25 protein-coding genes are annotated in these 21173 nt (G+C 32.3%); 9 read left to right on the forward strand and 16 right to left on the reverse strand.

The window, feature by feature from the left end:
* Positions 1-196 precede the first annotated feature (196 nt).
* From DZ60_RS0118170 to DZ60_RS0118210, 9 genes are all read right to left on the reverse strand, one after another.
* On the reverse strand, positions 197-700 hold the full coding sequence (locus DZ60_RS0118170; RefSeq protein ID WP_034230095.1) for a hypothetical protein: 504 nt from the start codon (positions 698-700) through the stop codon (positions 197-199).
* Positions 697-1032, reverse strand: coding sequence for a hypothetical protein (locus DZ60_RS0118175; RefSeq protein ID WP_025743449.1), 336 nt, complete (start codon positions 1030-1032; stop codon positions 697-699). Before DZ60_RS0118175 ends, DZ60_RS0118170 begins: the two co-directional genes overlap by 4 nt.
* Positions 1033-1256: 224 nt before the next feature.
* Positions 1257-1946 carry a hypothetical protein gene (locus DZ60_RS0118180; protein WP_025743450.1) on the reverse strand — a complete coding sequence of 230 codons (690 nt, stop codon included), beginning with the start codon at positions 1944-1946 and terminating at the stop codon, positions 1257-1259.
* 368 nt (positions 1947-2314) lie between these two features.
* Entirely contained in the window at positions 2315-2476 is a 162-nt protein-coding gene (locus DZ60_RS25790; protein ID WP_081740531.1) for a tyrosine-type recombinase/integrase, read from the reverse strand.
* A 251-nt stretch (positions 2477-2727) separates the two neighbouring features.
* On the reverse strand, positions 2728-3129 hold the full coding sequence (locus DZ60_RS0118190; protein WP_025743451.1) for a thioesterase family protein: 402 nt from the start codon (positions 3127-3129) through the stop codon (positions 2728-2730).
* A gap of 18 nt (positions 3130-3147) precedes the next feature.
* Positions 3148-4041 (reverse strand): DUF5777 family beta-barrel protein, encoded by an 894-nt coding sequence (locus tag DZ60_RS0118195; protein ID WP_025743452.1) that lies wholly within the window; start codon positions 4039-4041, stop codon positions 3148-3150.
* A 5-nt stretch (positions 4042-4046) separates the two neighbouring features.
* On the reverse strand, positions 4047-4589 hold the full coding sequence (locus tag DZ60_RS0118200) for a YceI family protein (protein ID WP_025743453.1): 543 nt from the start codon (positions 4587-4589) through the stop codon (positions 4047-4049).
* Between the two features lie 175 nt (positions 4590-4764).
* Positions 4765-5190, reverse strand: coding sequence for an OB-fold protein (locus DZ60_RS0118205; RefSeq protein WP_025743454.1), 426 nt, complete (start codon positions 5188-5190; stop codon positions 4765-4767).
* A 25-nt stretch (positions 5191-5215) separates the two neighbouring features.
* Positions 5216-5590 (reverse strand): c-type cytochrome, encoded by a 375-nt coding sequence (locus DZ60_RS0118210; protein ID WP_081740532.1) that lies wholly within the window; start codon positions 5588-5590, stop codon positions 5216-5218.
* 1032 nt (positions 5591-6622) lie between these two features.
* Here DZ60_RS0118210 and DZ60_RS0118215 point away from each other — a divergent pair.
* A complete protein-coding gene (locus tag DZ60_RS0118215; protein WP_025743456.1) occupies positions 6623-6922 on the forward strand; it encodes a GIY-YIG nuclease family protein in 300 nt (99 codons plus the stop codon).
* 1098 nt (positions 6923-8020) lie between these two features.
* On the opposite strand, the gene DZ60_RS0118220 is transcribed toward DZ60_RS0118215, so the two are convergent.
* Positions 8021-9142, reverse strand: a complete 1122-nt coding sequence (locus tag DZ60_RS0118220) for a LytR/AlgR family response regulator transcription factor (protein WP_025743457.1) — start codon at positions 9140-9142, stop codon at positions 8021-8023.
* 334 nt (positions 9143-9476) lie between these two features.
* On the opposite strand from DZ60_RS0118220, the gene DZ60_RS25310 reads away from it, so the two are divergent.
* The 4 genes from DZ60_RS25310 (at position 9477) to DZ60_RS0118240 (ending at position 11892) form a co-directional block, all read left to right on the forward strand.
* Positions 9477-9620: a hypothetical protein gene (locus DZ60_RS25310; protein WP_161634441.1), complete on the forward strand. Its 144-nt coding sequence runs from the start codon at positions 9477-9479 to the stop codon at positions 9618-9620.
* A gap of 407 nt (positions 9621-10027) precedes the next feature.
* Positions 10028-10459, forward strand: coding sequence for an OB-fold protein (locus tag DZ60_RS0118230; protein ID WP_025743458.1), 432 nt, complete (start codon positions 10028-10030; stop codon positions 10457-10459).
* The gene (locus DZ60_RS0118235; RefSeq protein ID WP_025743459.1) at positions 10452-10997 is read left to right on the forward strand and encodes a YceI family protein; all 546 of its coding nucleotides are present in this window, start codon (positions 10452-10454) and stop codon (positions 10995-10997) included. Before DZ60_RS0118230 ends, DZ60_RS0118235 begins: the two co-directional genes overlap by 8 nt.
* A gap of 28 nt (positions 10998-11025) precedes the next feature.
* Positions 11026-11892 carry a DUF5777 family beta-barrel protein gene (locus tag DZ60_RS0118240; protein WP_241448760.1) on the forward strand — a complete coding sequence of 289 codons (867 nt, stop codon included), beginning with the start codon at positions 11026-11028 and terminating at the stop codon, positions 11890-11892.
* 46 nt (positions 11893-11938) lie between these two features.
* Here the strand turns inward: DZ60_RS0118240 and DZ60_RS0118245 are convergent, their stop codons facing one another.
* The 3 genes from DZ60_RS0118245 to DZ60_RS0118255 form a co-directional block, all read right to left on the reverse strand.
* On the reverse strand, positions 11939-12835 hold the full coding sequence (locus DZ60_RS0118245; RefSeq protein ID WP_025743461.1) for a pirin family protein: 897 nt from the start codon (positions 12833-12835) through the stop codon (positions 11939-11941).
* Between the two features lie 85 nt (positions 12836-12920).
* Complete coding sequence (locus DZ60_RS0118250; RefSeq protein WP_025743462.1) at positions 12921-13139, reverse strand: (4Fe-4S)-binding protein; 219 nt, start codon at positions 13137-13139, stop codon at positions 12921-12923.
* 19 nt (positions 13140-13158) lie between these two features.
* A complete protein-coding gene (locus DZ60_RS0118255; RefSeq protein ID WP_394332033.1) occupies positions 13159-13449 on the reverse strand; it encodes a GNAT family N-acetyltransferase in 291 nt (96 codons plus the stop codon).
* A gap of 338 nt (positions 13450-13787) precedes the next feature.
* Between DZ60_RS0118255 and DZ60_RS0118260 the strand changes: the two genes are divergently transcribed.
* Positions 13788-14579 (forward strand): gluconate 5-dehydrogenase, encoded by a 792-nt coding sequence (locus DZ60_RS0118260; protein WP_025743464.1) that lies wholly within the window; start codon positions 13788-13790, stop codon positions 14577-14579.
* A 176-nt stretch (positions 14580-14755) separates the two neighbouring features.
* Here the strand turns inward: DZ60_RS0118260 and DZ60_RS0118265 are convergent, their stop codons facing one another.
* The gene (locus tag DZ60_RS0118265) at positions 14756-15076 is read right to left on the reverse strand and encodes a YegP family protein (RefSeq protein ID WP_025743465.1); all 321 of its coding nucleotides are present in this window, start codon (positions 15074-15076) and stop codon (positions 14756-14758) included.
* A gap of 226 nt (positions 15077-15302) precedes the next feature.
* On the opposite strand from DZ60_RS0118265, the gene DZ60_RS0118270 reads away from it, so the two are divergent.
* On the forward strand, positions 15303-16406 hold the full coding sequence (locus DZ60_RS0118270) for an OmpA family protein (protein ID WP_025743466.1): 1104 nt from the start codon (positions 15303-15305) through the stop codon (positions 16404-16406).
* A gap of 229 nt (positions 16407-16635) precedes the next feature.
* Here DZ60_RS0118270 and DZ60_RS0118275 read toward each other — a convergent pair whose 3' ends face one another.
* The gene (locus tag DZ60_RS0118275; protein ID WP_025743467.1) at positions 16636-17085 is read right to left on the reverse strand and encodes a thioredoxin family protein; all 450 of its coding nucleotides are present in this window, start codon (positions 17083-17085) and stop codon (positions 16636-16638) included.
* A gap of 150 nt (positions 17086-17235) precedes the next feature.
* Positions 17236-17559 (reverse strand): YbaB/EbfC family nucleoid-associated protein, encoded by a 324-nt coding sequence (locus tag DZ60_RS0118280; RefSeq protein ID WP_025743468.1) that lies wholly within the window; start codon positions 17557-17559, stop codon positions 17236-17238.
* 70 nt (positions 17560-17629) lie between these two features.
* Between DZ60_RS0118280 and DZ60_RS0118285 the strand changes: the two genes are divergently transcribed.
* Together DZ60_RS0118285 and DZ60_RS0118290 are read left to right on the forward strand one after the other, a co-directional pair.
* Positions 17630-19765 (forward strand): S9 family peptidase, encoded by a 2136-nt coding sequence (locus DZ60_RS0118285; RefSeq protein WP_034230100.1) that lies wholly within the window; start codon positions 17630-17632, stop codon positions 19763-19765.
* 88 nt (positions 19766-19853) lie between these two features.
* Positions 19854-20894 (forward strand): PLP-dependent cysteine synthase family protein, encoded by a 1041-nt coding sequence (locus tag DZ60_RS0118290; protein WP_025743470.1) that lies wholly within the window; start codon positions 19854-19856, stop codon positions 20892-20894.
* The last annotated feature ends 279 nt before the right edge of the window (positions 20895-21173 follow it).

Genomic DNA, 21173 nt, shown 5'->3' on the forward strand with positions numbered 1-21173 from the left:
GTAAAGGATGTTTGTTTAACGTACCTAATGTTGGGTAACGTTCTGTGTATGAAACGTAGCGTGCAAAATTGGCACTAACTTTTCGGGTTAACACAGAGCCGAATTTTTATATTTTGTTTTAATTTTTCTCTTTTTAAAAGCCAAATTAAAAATTTGGCGGACTTTGTAAATAAACACCAAACTTTTGGTTTAGTACTTATTTAGCTATGTTTTCATACACTTTGTTAGCGGTAGTTATTTTCTTTTTTAACTGTTCAAAGCCTCCCCAATTAGAGCCACAATCTCTTTTGGTTACATCTAAAAAATAGTTATTAGTTTCAACACTCCAAGATTTAGAATTACGACAAGAACTGCGAGCTTTAAAACTATCAGAAAACATAATTTGGAAAAAATGCATTATATCAGATTGATTTTTTATTGATAATTCTGTTGTCCATTCCTCAATAACACGTCTTTTAAATAAGCTTGGATCTGGACAATTTACAGTGTCTTTTTGAAAGTTTAGCATTAATTTTTCATTAGTCTTATAAATCTTCATGATTTCAAAGTGTCCGCCCCATTCTCCACAATCGGTATGTCTAGATTTGATTGTAATTGTATCTTCAATTGTCATGTCTAGGAATAAATCATTATTAAAATTTGATTTATTGCAGCTACATAAAATTAATACCAGCAATATTAAAAATTTGGTTTTAATCATCGCTTAACCATAAATGAATTAAAAGATTTAATTGAGCTCATTTGTTGTCTCCAAAATAGGATAGGTATAAGACCACTTAAAGTTCCAATTGCGCCATAAAAATATAGTAATGTAATTGTTGCAACTACGCCTAATCCAATACCGAAATATATTATCTTATTATTGACTTCAGCTTTTACATCATTCACGTGTTTCTTTTCTATACTGCCGCAACTAAGACAATTTACTTTAAATTCTCTACCTTTTTCCATTTGTAAATCGTGCCTTGTATCAGCTTGAGATTTTATTTTTATGTCTTTTTTACAAGATTTACAATATGTATATAGATTCATTTTCTATTTTTTTTAGACATTACCGCTAACGGACTTGTGTATGAAACGTAGCGTGCAAAAAGACACTAACTTTTCGGATAAACACAGAGCCGAATTTTTATATTTTGTTTTTAATTTTCTCTATTTAAAAGCCAAATTAAAAATTTGGCGGACTTTCTAAATATATACAAACCTTTCGGTTAAGCACTTATTAGCTATGTTTTATACACCGTGTTGGCAGTAGTTTATTCTTCTATTTCTCCAAATCTATTTTTTCCCAAATAGTGGATAAAAATTCTATCAATATTTGGTGGAGGCTGACTTTCTCTAATTAATCTTACTCTGTGTTCCAGAGGTACAGCTTTTGTCCATCCCTCAGGCATTCCAGCTTGTCTTTCAAAATCTTCAATAGTTAATCCAGATTCTTTTAAGTTTTTCATTGTAAAAAATTGTTTAGAGTCTATGTGTTTACCAAATTTTTGAAAAACTTCATAAATCAAATTTAAAATATTCTTAAAGTGAATATCACAAGCTGTTACAACGTCTTCATCTGGAATATACTCGTTTGAGGTTGGAGCTAATCTTTGGAAATTAAATTTCATTTTATCATTACCTTTTTCGTCAGTATAGGATGAAGCTCCTCCAATAACATAAAATCCTACTTTTTGCGATTCGTTTCTTGTCACCAGAAAAAACCGAGCGAGTTTGTCTTTAGCTAATTCGGTTTGTTTATTTTCATACCATTCAGAAAACCCATCTAAGTCAGAAATTGAAGCTTGTAATGCAAAAGTTACACTTCTGCAGGCTGACAAGAATGCACTTAAATAAAATTGTGGCTCATCTAAATGATGATAGTTCTCCTCTTCTCTCAATTTTTCTAAGAAGAAAGCAGTTTCATTAACTTTATTTTCTACTATGCCAAAACTTCTTCCCATTTCTAATTACTGCCAACAATTAAATATGTGTACCGGTACACATATTTCCATTATATTTTTCCCAAATCTAGTGGATTTCTAATTGATTTAAAATTATTTACTGCGACTTGAGTATATATTTCAGTTGTTTTTGTACTACGATGTCCTATAAAGAGATTGAATATATCTGATATCAGTACCATTTTCTAATAAATTGTAGCAAAAGAATGTTTTAACATATATGGATCCACCGATTGGTTGATTTTAGCTTTTTTAGTACCTTATTTAACTATTTTAGATACACTGGCAATACAATATTTTCTTTGATCTTCAATTGCTTCAAATAAGTATAATTTTGGTCTGTATACTTTATAATATTTTCTAAGACTCTATAGAACAGAGCGGCTACGAATCGTATATCGATTCCTATTACCTTTAGCTTGTCTTATCTTGATCAGCATACTTTTACTGTCAATATCCCAGATTATTAGATTTAATTGTTCACTTCTTCGAAGTCCAGTAGAACATAATAGACTAAGTAATACATTTATGCTTTAAGTTTTTGCTTAGATCAATCATTTTTATAGCATCTTCTAAGTCTATTTGTTTTGTTATAAGGATTTCTTTATTTATGCGCAAAGCAAAAAACAAAAAGTAAAAATAAAAGTGCCTGTTACTAAAATTGAAAGGCTATACGAATATGTAATTGAAAAGGTTTTACATAAAGAAAATATAAAAAAATATGGTAGTACCGCACAGCATATTAACACTGTTTAGTACTACCATACGGGGCAACATCTCACTAACACAAAAAATTCTTGGCAATTTTTTTTGGTGGTTGTATAATGGCTTGTTTACTGTGATGATACCAATAAAGGTCTGTATGAACAATCGCACATAATTGGTTTTCGATATTAAAAAACCGACTCTTTATTGCTAATTTTTTTGTATCCGAAGTAGGTGCAAAACATTCTAAATTCACAAAAAAGGATTGCGTAAACATCAAGTTTTTTTGATAAATAATTTCTTCTTTTACTCCTTGTAGACCAAGTTGTAAACGTTGCATTTTTTGTTTCGAAAGACCTTTAGAAAATAAAAAGTTTTCGAACGCACGAGAGGTATATGATAAATATGCAAAACGTTGCATTACCATAAAATCATTTACATCATCTCCTGTTACTTTATATGCTTTTCTGTATATCATTTGGGGTATAATTATGGGTTATTTTTTAAGCTTTCCTTTTTTATGTTTTCCCATCTGAAATGTTCTTGAGATATTAAATCCAAAATGAATATCTCCGCCAAAGAAATCACCAGTAGATTCGGTGATAAAACTTTTTTCTATCATTGTAATAGAGTTGGATAAAATCATCTGAAAAACATGTCCTCCGGTCTCTATGTCTACACCAAATGCAATAGAGTTTGTAGTTTCGAAAGAAGATAATTGGTCAAGGGTATAATAATATTCAGCATTTATAGACACCCGATTACTAATTTTGATACGATTACCAATACCAACCGCCAAAATATCATGAGGATCATTGGTAAGAGCTACCGAGTTTCTATGGATATAAGTCGGAGATACTTGTAACGAAAAACCGGGACTAAATTTTCTGGCCATTAAAATTTGAGCTGTGTAAGACATCTTTTGACTTGCTGTAGGTTCATTAGCAGGGTCGAAGTCTTTTAGTGTTCTATAGGCTGCACTTCCAAACATAGAAACCGATACGGGTAACGAATTAGGTCCTGTGCTTTGTTTTAGTACTTTGTATTTAAAAAAACCATCATATGTTTTATCAAAACTGCTTCGACCCAAACCAAGCATAAGATCATTTGTTACTCCATACTCAAACGCAAAGCGAATATTTGATTGGTCCAAACCATAGAGTTCATCAATACCTGTATTTATTCTTCCGAAACGGTGGGAGATAAGAAATACCAATCCTTTTTTTGGACTATTCTCTATAGAATGCCCGTTTAATATCCGGGTTCCCTTAAAAGTAGCAATGGTTATTATTTTGGTTTCTGGAGATTCGTTTTCAAGAATATCAAAAAGATCTTGAGAAAATCCTTTAAGACCGATAGTCAAAAAAGTAAGAAAGATTAGTTTTTTCATGATGTTTACTTATAAGGTTGGTGATCTAGAGTGAAATCTATTTTTACGACTTCTGCTATATTTTTAATTACGATAGAAGGAATCTTGATATTATATTCTTCGACTGCCACAGGAAAACTACCGATTAGGAGAATGTTAGAATCATTTTTTGTTATTTCAACTTCGGTTTGAATCTTTTTCGAAACTCCATGGATAGTCAATAAACCTTCTACGGTCGCTGTTTGGGGTCCAGAGGTTATGGTAGAGAACTGAAGAATTTTTCCCTTAAAAAATGCTTTTGGATATTTGTCAGACTCCACGTAATTTTCATTAAAATGCTCTTGCATTAGTAATTTTTCGAACATAAATGATTTCATTAATATCGATATAGCAATGTCTCCGGTTTCTGCATCAATAATACTCAGAACCTGATGGTTTTTTGCAGTAATATCCTCTAATGGTGAGTGAGAATAGAAGGAAGTGAATCCTTTTTTTGTTATAAATTTTTTCTGTGCCTGTGCAACGTTTATAAGAAGTAGGCTCATGAATAGAATATGTATTGATTTCATTACAAGATTTTTTGTTAGTATTTTATTGATGATTTGAGGTTGTTTTAACTACGACCAATGCGAATAAAAAACAAAGGATTTACATAATCTGTGAAAACAGAATTTGGCTAAAAAGGTAATGTCTTGTTTAATCAGGTATGAACGAATGATGCGCATTTTTTTCTTTTTTTTAGAATTAGTTAATAAGAATACATTGTATAAGAATTACATCCATGAGGTAACCTGTACAGACTCCCTTTATGGTGACATCTTGATCTTTCTTTAGAGAAGTGATTTTTTGTTTTTCTTCGGGCGAAATATGACAAATAACATTCCCTGAAAACGAATTATCACTTAGCAGTACGATAGCTTTACCATTTACAGTATCTAACTCAGATATTTTACCAGAAACCTCTATGATTTGGTCTAAATATTTTGAGTTAGCCGTATTTTCATCAGTGCTATACTCGTTTAATAGTGTACTTGAACTAGTTACTATATTTGGTGTGATACTAGCAATATTTGCCGTCTTAGTATTGTATATATTGTTTGCAATAAGTACACCACCCGTAATAGTGAACAGTATCCATACCATCAAAAGCATTCTTTTAGTATTTATCATAGTATTATTTATAAGTAGGTAAGAATTAATTATCTAAGGCTCCACTATCAATCCAGCATTTTATTAATTCTATCTCATCATTGGTAAGAGATCCTCCTTGTGGCATTCTTCTACTAACTACTTGCCCGCGAATGTTTTGAGCATTAATACTTATATTCTCATATGTTCTTAAATCAGGAAATCTGCTACCCCCGTGACAACCAATACAATTGGTGTCGATAATAGATTTGACGTCATCACTAAATGAGATCGTAGTATCACATACTTCGCTTTGCTCATCAGTATCAGGATCATTTTGTTCTGGAGTATCATTTTGCTCATTGCCAGTTTCTTCTTCTACATTGTTTTCGCAGGCTAAAAAAGCAATGCTTGCAACTAAAATCAAGAGTGTTTTTTTCATTTTCAAAGGAGTTTTTGGGTTTGTTTTTTTCGAACGTATCTGTTCTTGTTGTTGATGCAAAGTAACCGCGAATAGCGGGCTTACATCAAATTAAACTGTATGAAAGTGCGAAAATTAGGGTTGAAAGGGAAAAAATAGAACTGAACTAAACAGCATATTTTGGGGTATTTCTGATTTTTTGGCTGTCCCTTCATTACAAGGAGGAATGACGAAGTAATCTTATTAATGAGAATAATTAAGATTATAGAGATTGCTGTACTACGTTCGCAATGACGCGTTATTGTCATTACGAGGAGGGACGACGAAGTAATCTTATTAATGAGAATAATTAGATTATATAGATTACTTCACTACGTTCACAATGACGTGTTGTATTGTCATTACAAGGATTAACGACGAAGTAATCTTATTAATGAGAATAATTAGATTATATAGATTACTTCACTACGTTCACAATGACGTGTTGTATTGTCATTACGAGGAGGAACGACGAAGTAATCTTATTAATTAGAGTAATTAGATTATATAGATTACTTCACTACGTTCGCAATGACGCGTTGTATGTCATTACGAGGAGGAACGACGAAGTAATCTTATTAATTAGAGTAATTAGATTATATAGATTACTTCACTACGTTCGCAATGACGCGTTGTATGTCATTACGAGGAGGAACGACGAAGTAATCTTATTAATTAGAGTAATTAGATTATATAGATTACTTCACTACGTTCGCAATGACGCGTTGTATGTCATTACGAGGAGGAACGACGAAGTAATCTTATTAATTAGAGTAATTAGATTATATAGATTACTTCACTACGTTCGCAATGACGCGTTGTATGTCATTACGAGGAGGAACGACGAAGTAATCTTATTAATTAGAGTAATTAGATTATAGAGATTGCTTCACTACGTTCGCAATGACGTGTTGTATGTCATTACGAGGAGGAACGACGAAGTAATCTTATTAATGAGAATAATTAGTTTATAGAGATTACTTTATTATGTTCACAATGGTGTACTTTTACTTTATGAAGAAGTCACATGTATATTTTATGACTAATAAAAATAATACAGTAATCTATATTGGTGTTACAAGTAATTTATTAAAAAGAGTATATCAACATAAAATGAAAGTATACAAAGGATTCGCTTCTAAATACAATTGTGATAAACTTGTTTATTTCGAAGAATTTGATGACATTAATCAAGCAATTACTAGAGAAAAGCAATTAAAAGCAGGTAATAGAAAACGAAAAGAAGATTTGATAAATGCTAATAATTTAGAATGGAATGATTTATCTAATGGCTGGCTATTTAACTTCACTTAATCAAATGTCTTCATTACAAGGAGGAACGACGAAGTAATCTTACTAATGGGAATGCTATATTATACAGATTGCTGCACTACGTTCGCAATGACGCGTTGTATGTCATTACGAGGAGGAACGACGAAGTAATCTTATTAATTAGAGTAATTAGATTATATAGATTGCTTCACTACGTTCGCAATGACGTGTTGTATTGTCATTACGAGGAGGAACGACGAAGTAATCTTACTAATGGGAATCTATATTATACAGATTGCTTCACTACGTTCGCAATGACGTGTTATTGTCATTACGAGGAGGGACGACGAAGTAATCTTACTAATGGGAATCTATATTATACAGATTGCTTCACTACGTTCGCAATGACGTGTTGTATGTCATTACAAGGAGTAACGACGAAGTAATCTTATTAATGAGAATAATTAGATTATATAGATTGCTACACTACGTTCGCAATGACGTGTTGTATGTCATTACGAGGAGGAACGACGAAGTAATCTTATTAATTAGAGTAATTAGATTATATAGATTGCTTCACTACGTTCGCAATGACGTGTTGTATTGTCATTACGAGGAGGAACGACGAAGTAATCTTACTAATGGGAATCTATATTATACAGATTGCTTCACTACGTTCGCAATGACGTGTTATTGTCATTACGAGGAGGGACGACGAAGTAATCTTACTAATGGGAATCTATATTATACAGATTGCTTCACTACGTTCGCAATGACGTGTTGTATGTCATTACAAGGAGTAACGACGAAGTAATCTTATTAATGAGAATAATTAGATTATATAGATTGCTACACTACGTTCGCAATGACGTGTTGTATGTCATTACGAGGAGGAACGACGAAGTAATCTTATTGATGAGAATAATTAGATTATAGAGATTGCTTCACTATGTTCGCAATGACGCATTATTGTCATTACGAGGAGGGACGACGAAGTAATCTTACTAATGAGAATGCTATATTATATAGATTGCTTCACTACGTTCGCAATGACGTGTTATTGTCATTACGAGGAGGAACGACGAAGTAATCTTTTAAAAATAGAAAGAAATTGTTCAAATGGTAATGAGATAGGTAACATTACATATTTAACCATTGTTTGAACTCAGAAGCCTTATTTTTGCTAATAATGATTTCTACCGAAGAATCAGGTCGTACTAATATCTTAAGCTGACTATTACCATATTTTATAATTTTTTCTATTGCCGCAATGCTAATTATAAATTGTCTATTTGCTCTAAAAAATATAGTAGTATCTAGGTTTGTATAAATATCATCAAGGCTATTATTACTAGTAGACTTTTTACCATCCTTAGATATAACATAAGTGATCGTGTTTTCTGTATAGATATAGGCAATCTCTGAAATTGCAATAGGAATTAATTCGTGTCTAATATAAGTAAGGATTCTTTTTTTACCAGAATCAGATAGGGACTCAGGTACATCCTCTTGAGTATCAATTTCTGAGACCACTTTTTGTTGGTATGCAACAAGGTCTGTGTTAAGCTTCGATAAACTTATAACTTCGGTCTCTAAGTTTGTGTTTTTAAGTTCTAGTTGTTTTTCATAATTACTACCAATTAATCGAACAGCCAAAAATGAAGATAAAATGATAAGAACTCCCATTATAATAAATATATAGTAGAAGTTTCTTCGCAGTTTTTTCATCTGATCAGACATTTTTCCTACATTAATATGAGCCGCAACGATCCAATCAGAATTTTTTACAGGAGCTATATGTATGATTTCTGATGCTATCTCGAATGAATCAATACTTTGGGAACTATTAGATTTTTTTCTATTAATAAGAATTTCATATAATTCATCAGAGTTGATTTCTTGATTGGCAGAAGATAGAAGTAACTTATTCGAACTTACTTTTAGTCCTACTTTTGTAATATCAGGGTGACAGATTTCTTTTCCTGACCAGTCAAATAAACAAATGAAGCCAGTTTCGGTATTAGAATTTTCTATTGTTTTTTGAACATCAGAAATGACTTTAGTTTTATCAATTCCTCCCTCAAGAAGAAACCCAATTAAATTAGCCATCTCGTTGGCTTCTCGTTTACTGGATTCTATTTGTACTTCGATTTGCTGGTTGGCACTTACTCTAATAAAATAGTGAACACTTAGAGAAGCTATAATCAAAAAAATAATTGATATAGAGATAAAAGTCAGAAAATATAATTTGTCTTTTTTCATGTGGTTAAGGTCACTTATTTGGGGTTTGGGGTATTAATAAAACGACTAATAAAGAGTTTTATTAATAAGACGAAAATAATATTTTTTTAGAAAATCATTTTAATTCCTTATTCCGAGTTTAATTTTTACGGGGAAATCTCTCAAAATTATACTAATTCTTTTATATGTGTTTTGTAGGTTTTCTCTGAGTTAGTCTGTATAATCAAAATTACCATAAACCCGAATGGTATTTTTTCCTTTTCAACACTATTTTTTTCCTCTTCGCATAGGTTTTTTGGCAAATTCCTTCTAATAGTTATTCATTTGCCTAAGGTAATCCCAAAAACAGATAATCATGAAAACAATAATTTCTAGCTTCATATTATATTTTTTATATGCCGCAACACTTCTTGTACTTATAACAAGTTGTAGGAATGATGATTCATATATAACTGATGATTCTGAAGATATAGAGGATGCAGAAGATTTGACAACGTGATAACAAAAAATACTTCTGCCGGAGATTCTCATCTGGTCAATATTTTATACCATGCTTCGGGGGGAGCGTCACAGTAAAACCAAAAGATGAGAATACCGGTACAAGAATAATGATCGATGTAGTATTTAATGTATAAGATGAGTTTTATAGTAATATTAAAGTTTTGATTCTCATTGTATAAAGTGTTAAATAATAAATAACGTTACCATTGATATAATAGATGTGTACAATAAAAATTTAAGTTCGTTTCGTTTGGTTATTTGAAGAAGGTATGGGAGTTTAGTATAACTATTCTCCCGTATACTTCTATTTATGTTAAAATTTTATAAATTGTAAAAAAAATATAGAGAATGATTGGTGGATACTTTTGATGAGAATTAATTTTGAATATGAGGTTGCTCAAGCCTATGAATAAAAAAAACAAAATAATATATTTGACAGGAGGTATTGCACTATTTTTTGGTCTTTTTTTGTGGATAAATAAAGGAGAATCTATTGATGTTACCACCATTTCTACAGAGGTAGGAATACGTTCGGAAGTATTGATATCTAAGTTTCGCGAAAATGAAGAATTAGCGAATTCTATGTATACCGAAAAAGTAATAGAAATTAGTGGTGTCATAAAAGAAATCACTTTTTTGAACAATAGAACAACGATTGTATTGTATGGTAATGATAAAGGATCTTACATATTATGTGATATGCAATCAAGTCAAAAACAAGAAGTCAAAGACCTTAAAAAAGATCAAAACGTTTCAATAAAAGGTATTTGCAAAGGATTTCTTAAAGATGTTATAGTGTTAAACTGTATTTTGATTAATAAAAAAATGGATGAATAAAATTCTAGCTCTCGTATTTTTTTTGATAACCATTACCAGCTTTGATTCAAAATCAGATCAGGTAATCGCGCGTCAGGGACAGGTTTCTTTTTTTTCTTATACTTCTGTAGAAAATATTGAAGCAAAAAATAATCAAGTGTTAAGCATTCTTGATCTGTCAAAAAATGAAATAGCCATCAGTATGCTCATGCGAGCGTTTGTATTTGAGAAATCACTTATGCACGAGCATTTTAATGAGAGCTATATAGAATCAGACATATATCCCAAAGCTACTTTTGAAGGTGCAATCGTAAATTTTGATCCACTAGCAGAAAAGCAAGTGAGAATCATAAAAGGAATATTAAGTATTCATGGTATTGATAAAGAAATAGAAATAAAAACTACTATTGAGAATACGAATGAATCCTATATTCTAGAGGGAGACTTTACGGTAGAGGTTAAGGATTTTGATATCAAAATCCCGCCACTATTAGCAAGCAACATAGCAAAAACTATATCAATAAAATTTAGATTCGAATATCAGCCGTATGAACAATAGCACATGTTTTGTTTTATGTTTTTTTATAATGATGACATTGAGTATATCGGGACATGCCCAGAATTTACTTGATGCATTAGAAAAAGAGTATCCCGATACACCTCAGTATGAGATGGCTACTTTTAAGACCACGCGAATTGCATTGGGACATTCTATAGAAAATCGAAAAAAAGGAGTATTAGAAATAAGAACGACCAATAGATTTTGGAATCTTCCTAATAATCAAGATAGTCAAAGTTTTTTTGTTGACAAAGTAAGTAGCAGAATAGCACTTGAGTACGGAGTTTCTGATAGAATGACAATCGGGGTAGGAGGAACTACCTTTGATGGTGTTTTTGATGGTTTTCTAAAATATAAATTGATTAGACAGCGTAGTGATGCTAAAGGCTCTCCTCTAAGTGTTACACTATTTCAAGGAGGATCCTATAGAAGCAAGCGGTTCGGAAATATTAATGCATTTGATGAGTTTTATGATAAAGTAGCTTTGACAAGCCAAGTATTAATTGCACATAAATTTAATCCCAAATTTTCAGTACAATTGGCACCTACTTTTATTCATAGAGGGTCAACCGTTTTTGAAGAAGATCCAGAAAATCAATTTGCATTGGGTATTGCAGCGAGACATAAGATAGGTGGTCATGCGTCAATAATATCAGAATATTATCATGTAATGAATCCCCTAGAATCTATTGATACTTATAATGCCTTTGCACTAGGTGTAAATTGGGAGTTAAGTGATGTAATGTTACAATTCTATATGACAAATGCAAGAAGTACGGTAGAAGACGCATTTATAACACAAACAACAAATAACTTTAATTTTAAAGATGGAAATTTTCACTTTGGCTTTAATGCAACATTTATTTTACACTTAAAGAACAAAAAACTAAAGTGATATAATAAGAGGAGGATTTATAGTATAAAATCAGATTTAAAAGGTATTATGATTTTTTGGATTGTAGGGTACTATCCGGTAGGGGGATATAATCGGTCTCACCTTGTACCATTTTAAAATCTTTGTTGATCCAGTCTTTTTTTGCCTTTTCGATTGTATCTCTACGCGAAGAAACAAAATTCCATTCAATGTGGCGTTCTTCCTCAAAAGGCGCTCCACCAAAAAGTAACAATCTTGTGTTTTCTCCCATAGTAAAAGAACAAGCATCATTTACTTTGGATATAAGCATATTACCATTTTCTATGCTATCGTTGCAGGCTTCTATGTATCCTTCAACGACACAAATTCCGATTTCTCCCTTCAGATTTCCTTTAACAGAAATAGTTGATTTTTCTTTTGAAATAAGTTGTATCATAAACAAATCCGAATATACAGGTACGGGAGATTTTTTGCCATACCCTTGTCCCGCAATTAATGTGTATTCAACTCCCTTTTCTGACCAACTAGGTAACTCAGACTTTTCGGTATGCGAGAATTCTGGTTGTATATCTTCTTTATCCTTAGGGAGAGCCACCCATATCTGAAATCCATGAACGGGATATATATTACCGTCTCTCATTTCTTTGGGAGTACGTTCGGTATGTACTACACCTTTTCCTGCGGTCATCCAGCCAACATTACCGGGTTTTATTGTCTTTACAGCGCCGGTACTATCACGATGCACAATTTCTCCTTCAAAAAGGTAGGTGAGCGTAGAGAGTCCTATATGCGGATGCTGACCCACATCCATAAATGTTTTAGGTCCGATTTGAGAAGGCCCCATGTGATCTATAAAACAAAAAGGACCAACCATTCTCTTTTTTCTAAAAGGTATGAGTCTTCCTACCAAAAAATCCCCAATATCTCTACTACGTTCTTCTATAATAATTCTGGTATTTGACATAGGACTTATAAATAAAGTGAACTAATTAATTTAATACTATCCTTTATAATTAATGAATAATAGGTAGACTGATTTGTTGGGATTGCTAAGAAGTAGGATCTTCGTAACTCAATGCTCCCGACGGGCATGCGTCAATTTGGTTTTTTAGATCTTTTATAGATGCTTTTTCTGGGGTAATCCAAGGTTTTTCTTTGGGCTTATAAACTTGTGGTAGTGTTTTTACACAGGTTCCTGCATGAATACATTTTTCTGGTTTCCAGATAATAGTGAAATTATCTTTTTGATATTTTTTTATTATTTCCATTTTTTTGAACTATATAACTTTATGATCTTAATACGTCTTTTATGTCGTCTAATTTTTTAAACATGGCATTAGCGAATGGACATAGAGGTAGTATCTTTAAGTTTTTCTCCCGGGCCATATGTACTATATGATACAAGAGTTTTTTACCGATACCTTGCCCGTTATATTCGGGTTCGACCTCTGTGTGATCAATGATAATAAAATCACTTCCCGGTATAGAATAGGTCATTAATCCAGCTTTTTTTTCTGATTCCCGAGCGATGGCAACCCCTTTATTATCTCTTTCTTCTATTTCTATATCTATTTCCATTATAATTTAGTTTCTGACATGATCATAAGAACTAAAATAGGATTTAAAAGCTCTATATGAGATATTTATGTGTGGTTGGTATATTCTATAATTGAAGATATCAAAAAAAGTATGGAGAGACGCTATGAATTATAATTTTATTAACATGTTTTTAATCAAGTATATGCATTGTAAAATCTAATATTATATCTTATTATATCTTTGGGGTACTGCAAATGCTGCTATGCTTTTGTAATGAATGGTGCGAGGCGAGAATTTTTAAGCGTTATCATTTCATATAGATTAAAATTAAATTCGATAACTACTATTTTTGAAAATTTATCGATAAAACAATAATAATGGCATTAAAATTATTTGATTTAAAAGGAAAAATAGCCTTAGTAACGGGTGCTACTCATGGGTTGGGTCAAGCGATGGCCATAGGTTTGGGTAGGGCAGGAGCTACTTTAGTAATAAATGGAGCCTCCTCACAAGCCAAACTTGATAATGCAATTGCCGAATATAAAGCGTTAGACTTAAATGCTTATGGATATCTTTTTGATGTAACTGATGAGGTTTCGGTGATCAAAAATATTAAAAGAATAGAACACGAGATTGGGGATATTGATATTTTGGTAAATAATGCAGGTATTATCAAAAGAACCCCTCTAGAGGATATGGATGTATCAGATTTTGAACAAGTAATAAAAGTAGATTTGGTAAGCCCGTTTATTATGTCTAAGCATGTTGTAAAAGGTATGATAAAAAGAAAAAAAGGTAAGATTATTAATATTTGCTCGATGATGAGTGAATTAGGACGTGATACTGTAGGGGCTTATGCAGCCGCCAAAGGAGGATTAAAAATGTTGACACGTAATATGGCAACCGAGTGGGGCAAATATAATATTCAGGTAAATGGTATTGGTCCAGGTTATTTTGCGACAAGTCAGACTGCTCCCGTAAGAGTAGGAGGGCATCCATTTAATGAATTTATTATTGACAGAACACCGGCAGGTCGCTGGGGAGAGCCAGAAGATTTACAAGGGGCAGCAATTTTTTTGAGTACTAAAGCGAGTGATTTTGTAAATGGACAGATTATATATGTTGATGGTGGTATTCTAGCGACGATAGGAAAACCTTCTAATGAGTAAAATAATCAGTAAATACACCAGACGCTAGTAACTATTAGGATAAAAGTATGAGAAGACTAAAACCATTGTGCTCACAGTTTTTATTGATAGTTTAAAGTAATTAAGCATCGCGAGAAGAATTCAAAAAATTAAAGACCGTCTAAAGTAATTTTTGACGGCCTCTTATTTTTTTGAGGTTAAATTTCTACAATGTCAGCATTAGCTGTATTTTCTTTAACAGAATTAATGCCGTTTTCCATTCCTGACTCAGAAGAATACATTTGACTACTTCCTATAATCTGACCATTACCAGCTTTTAGATTGAAATAAAATTTTCCGTCTTTGGATGTTTTACGCTCATATCGTCCATCTTCTTGAGCATTTTTTTTAATAGATTCTATTCCATTTTCTGCTGCAGACTTACTGTTATAGACTTCACTACTTAGGATAACTTGTCCATTTTTTGCCTTTAATGTAAAATGATAATTAGAACCTTCTTTATTTTTGAGTTCAAACATGGGATAATATTTTGAGTTAATTTTTAAGCTTCTGATAAAATTATAGAATTATAAGGAGAAAGAAAAAATAATTTTAGGCTTCTGTATAATTATGCTTTTTATCGATAATAGATACACCTTGTCGAAAATAGAGTCATACACTAATATAAAATAATGGACAAAGGGAATTTTACGCATTAATTTTGTAATTTATTCAATCTTAAAAATCACTAAAAAACCATTAATTATGAAAAAAATCAACTTAGTTGTATTATTTGCTTTTCTAGGCTTTGCAATGCAAGCCCAACAGGACTTACCACAAAACCCTGAACCAGGAAAGTGTTATGTTCGTTGTACAACTCCGGATGTCTATGAAAACCAAACAATACAAGTAAAACTTACTCCTGAGTATCGAAAACTCAAAACATACCCTGCAGAATATAAAACAGTAACAGAGAAAGTGATTGTTAAGGCAGAATCAAAGAAATTAGTAGTTGTTCCTGCAAAATACAAAACAGAAACGATTACTTTCTTAAAAAAACAAGGGGCTAATACGCTAAAAGTTATTCCTGCTAAACTTGGCAATGGTTCAGAAACTGTAGAAATTAAGCCTGCTTATGCGCAATGGGAATTAGGTTCTCCTGCTCCTGACTGTGCTTCTGGTAACCCTGATGATTGTCGTTACTGGTGTTATAAAGGGTATCCTGCAGAATTTACAACCGTACCTGTAAAAACATTAGCTAACGATGCTTCGACACAATCAAATCCAATTCCTGAGCAAAGTGGGACTTATACCAAAAGAGTGGTAGCAGAACCTGCACGTGTTGTAGAAGAAGTAATACCAGCAGAATATGGTACAATTACTAAAACAGTACTTGTAAAAGATGCATATACAGAAGAAGTAATTGTTCCTCCAACATTCAAAGAAGTGGTAAAAGAAGTATTAAAACAAAAAGGAGGGTTAACTACTTGGAAAGAAGTAGAGTGTTCTCTAGTTGAATATTCTGCATTACCAATTAACTGGAATTTAGGAAGTGCAACATTGACTGCACAAGCAAAAAATATTATCGATACACGCTTAATGCCTGTATTAGCTAGTAACCCTGGTGTTAAAATGGAAATAGCTTCTCATACTGATGCTAGAGGTTCAAGAACAAATAATAAAGCACTTTCTGATAGAAGAGCACAATCTGTAGTAAATTACCTGATCTCTAAAGGTACGAATGCAAGTCGTCTTGTAGCTGCTGGATATGGAGAAACAAAACTCAAAAACAGATGTTCTGATGGTGTTACATGTACAGAAAGAGAGCATGCTGCTAACAGAAGAACAGAATTTAGACTAATTCAGTAATTAGCTGTAGTCATTTATTTAACTAACTAACAAAAACTGATCTGCATAACATGTAGATCAGTTTTTTTATTTCTATATATAACTTACAAAGATACTTGTTAGTAAAAGGTTTTGTTGTATAACAAGTAATTGATTAGAAGAGTGAATTTGTCTATCGTAGTAGTGTTGTAGGGGGTACTATCTATCTTTCTTTCCCCTTCTTTCCTTTCTTTGAAGTTTAAGGTGTTATTTACTTAGAAAACTTATCTAATAATTCAAAATGATACCTCGGGTCTCTTAAAGAACTATACCCTGATAACTCGTCCAGAATTTTACCTTTATAAGACATGATTTTTACTAACGGAAAGGATTTTTGGTCATTATATTCCTCTAGTAATTTATAGTTATGCGATTTTTGTTGCGGTGTAAGAAGATCTGTATTTCTAGGAATATCGACTTTTATAAATACATAAGAATCTTTATAGTTTTTGAATTTTTCGGTACTAAAAAAGTCTTCTTTTAGCATAATACAAGGCATACACCAATCACTTCCTGTAAAATACATAAGAATTGTCTTGCCATCATTTTTTGCGATCTCTTTTGCCGTATCAAAATCCTGGACCCAAAGTTGATCTTTTGAGTTTTGTTGTGAAAAACCAATAAAGCTTAAAAAGCCAAAAACTAAAACGATATTTTTCATTTGCTATAATATTATATTGATTAAATAACAAAAACTATTCCATAAAGACAACTTGTTTTTATGTATGTTGTTTTATTCTGTTGGTTGTTAGTTTATTATAGTTTAATCGTTCAAAAACCAAAGAAAAGTATGGTATTTACATTTTTAATATTACATAAAATTATCTAGTCCCGGTATATTAGGCATTCCTTCTTTTGCAACTGCAGCCAATTCAGTCTCGTTTACTTGCGTCGCTTTTGCAATGGCCTTATTTACTGTAAGGATCAAATAATCTTCTAGTTGCTCTTTATCTTCTAGCAATTGATCCGCAATGGTAATACTTTTGATTTCTCGATTTGCCGTGATCGTTATTTTTAACAAGTCATCTGCGCTTTGCTCATCGACCAATACGGTATCTAATCTTTTTTTTGTTTCTTCTATTTTCTTTTGGGCTTCTTTTAGTTTACCCATCATTCCCATCATGTCTCCAAACATTGTGATTTCTGTTTTAAATTTATAAAAACAAAATTAGTATTTTGGCTGTTAATAAACTAACAAGATTATTATGAAAACTCAACATGTTGTTTTCCTTTTATCCCTTACTTTTGCAACTTCGTGTAAAAAAAAGATCATGACTACTGTGGATACCAAAGTTCAGACTCCTATCGCTAAAAAAATATCTTCAAATTTAGAGAAACATGAGGATCTTCGTGTAGATAATTATTTTTGGCTTAATGATAGAGAGAATCCAGAGGTTATTGAGTATCTCGAGCAAGAGAATGCTTATAACGCTAAGATGACTGAGCATACTAAAGATTTTCAGGATTCACTTTTCGAGGAAATGAAGAGCCGCATCAAAGAAGATGATTCTTCTGTGCCTTATAAACTTAACGGATACTGGTATTTAACTCGTTATGAAAAAGGGAAAGACTACCCTATATATTCTAGAAAAAAAGAAACATTAGAAGCAGAAGAAGAGATTCTTTTTGATTGTAATAGAGAAGCAGAAGGACATAACTATTATAAAATGAGTGGACTTAATGTAAGTCCAGATAATACATTGATCGCTTTTGGTGTTGATACATTAAGTAGACGAAAATATACGATACGAATAAAAAACCTTGTCACAGGAGAAGTATATCCCGAAAGTATTGAAACTACTACAGGAGGAAGCACTTGGGCTGCAGACAGTAAAACTCTATTTTATACAAAAAAGGATGACGAAACTCTTCGTTCAGATAAAATATATAGACATGTTTTAGGAACCCCAGTTTCTGAAGATGTTGAAGTCTACAATGAAAAAGATGATACATTCTATACGTTTGTCTATAAAACCAAATCCAAAAAGTTTTTAGTAATCGGTTCTAGTAGCACATTAACATCAGAATATAGAATTTTACGCGCCGATGATCCTATGGGGCAGTTTAAAGTTTTTCAACCTCGAACCCGAGGTGTAGAGTACGGAATTGCACATTATGAAGATCATTTTTATGTTTTGACGAATGCCGATGATGCTACTAATTTTAAGCTAATGAAAGTCTCTGATCAAAATACAACCAGAGAACATTGGCAGGATTTGATTCCGCATAGAGAGAATATATTACTAGAAGATATTGAGATATTTAAGGATTATTTGGTGATAAGTGAGCGTGATAATGGTCTCAATAAAATTAATATTAAAAGGTGGGATGGTACTGCTGACTATTATTTACCTTTTGACAATGAGACGTATACGGCCTATGTGAGTACAAATCCAGATTTTAATACCAAATACCTAAGGTATGCATATAATTCTTTAACAACTCCTAATTCGGTAATCGATTTTGATATGGAGACTAAGGAAAAACATGTAAAAAAAGAACAAGAAGTATTAGGAGGTACATTTGATAAAAATAATTATGTGTCAGAACGCGTCTGGGCAACGGCAAACGATGGCACCAAGATCCCCATATCTTTGGTATATAGAAAAGGGATACAAAAAAATGGAAAAAACCCCTTATTACAATATGGATATGGTTCTTATGGATCGACAATAGACCCTTATTTTTCTACCGTACGATTGAGTTTGTTGGATCGAGGTTTTATTTATGCAATCGCACATGTGAGAGGAAGTGAGTATTTAGGAAGATCGTGGTATGATGAAGGAAAACTTCTAAAAAAGAAAAATACATTTACTGATTTTATTGATTGTTCTTCTTTCTTGATTAATCAAGGATATACTTCTTCGGATCATTTATATGCTATGGGAGGCTCTGCAGGAGGATTATTAATGGGTGCAGTTATAAATATGGCACCAAAATTGTATAATGGTGTTGTAGCTGCCGTACCTTTTGTAGATGTTGTAACCACTATGCTTGATGATAGCATCCCGTTGACAACTGGTGAGTATGATGAGTGGGGTAACCCTAATGAAAAGGTGTATTATGAATATATGAAGTCATATTCGCCTTATGATAATGTGATCGCTCAGGAATATCCTAATATGTTGGTAACAACAGGTTTGCATGATTCTCAGGTTCAGTATTGGGAACCTGCGAAGTGGGTAGCTAAGTTAAGAGAATTAAAAACCGATACGAATGTATTATTATTGCACACGAATATGGATGCAGGACATGGCGGAGCTTCAGGTCGATTTGAAGCACTAAAAGAAGTAGCAGAAGAATATGCATTTTTACTAGATTTAGAAAGTATAAAAGATTAATTAAAAAAAATAGTGTAACTTCGTAACGTTTTTGTAACAGTTAATGGTCCCCCTATAATGCCATAAACCTGCGTTAAAACACAACTATATGAGAGAAGATATTAAGGCTTATAATAATGTTTTAGAACTTATTGGTAATACACCACTGGTGAAATTAAACAGAATTATGAAAGGCTTTCCGGGAAATTACTATGCTAAAATAGAATCTTTTAACCCGGGGCACTCCACAAAAGATAGAATAGCACTTTATATAATAGAAGAAGCTGAGAGAAAAGGTATTCTTAAACCCGGTAGTACTATTATTGAGACTACCAGTGGTAATACAGGATTTAGCTTAGCAATGGTAAGTATTATAAAAGGCTATGATTGCATACTCGCTGTAAGTTCTAAATCATCAAAGGATAAAATAGCAATGCTCAAGAATATGGGAGCAAAGGTCTATGTATGTCCTGCACATGTAAGTGCTGATGATCCAAGATCTTATTATCAGGTAGCAAAAAAGTTACATAGTGAACTACAAGGTTCAGTATATATCAATCAATATTTTAATGAACTTAATATTGATGCACATTATAATTCTACCGGTCCCGAGATATGGGAACAAACTAATGGTAAGATCACACATTTTGTAGCTTGCTGTGGAACTGGCGGTACTATTTCTGGTACAGCCAGATATTTAAAAGAGCAAAATAAGAATGTACGCGTACTAGGTATCGATGCATATGGATCTGTTCTTAAAAAATATCATGAAACTAGAGAATTTGATAGTGAAGAAATTTATCCATATCGTATAGAAGGGTTAGGTAAAAATTTAATCCCTACAGCTACCGATTTTGATACTATCGATAAATTCGAAAAAGTAAGTGATGAGGATAGTGCACATACGGCTAGAGAGCTGGTAAAGAAAGAAGGAATGTTTCTAGGATATACCAGCGGGGCAGCATTACAAGGTGTGAAACAATTGGCAGAACAAGGAGAGTTTGATGAGGATAGTAATGTAATTGTTATTTTACCCGATCATGGATCACGATATATGAGTAAGGTATTTAGTGATGATTGGATGATGGAACAAGGATTTTTTGATAGTAAAAACGAAGTAGATGCCGCAAAGGTTGAATTCGTAAAATAAAATATAATATAATTACATAAAAAAGCATCTAATGATAATTTGATGCTTTTTTTGTGGGTATATACGAGATATAAGTTTATACCAGTACATTCAACGTGTACATGGTGTAAGTATTTGATTAGTGAATTGTAGGTGTGTTTGTAGTATTTATTTAAATTACAGGCATTCAATAAACTAACGTATTAGCATGTAGAAGAGAAAAAGAATTTGACAATGGCCGATTATTTTATCTGAGTGATTTAGAATATAATTATGTCATCAAATCAATTTTCCGTATTT

The organism is Aquimarina pacifica (genome assembly GCF_000520955.1).
Taxonomy (GTDB): domain Bacteria; phylum Bacteroidota; class Bacteroidia; order Flavobacteriales; family Flavobacteriaceae; genus Aquimarina; species Aquimarina pacifica.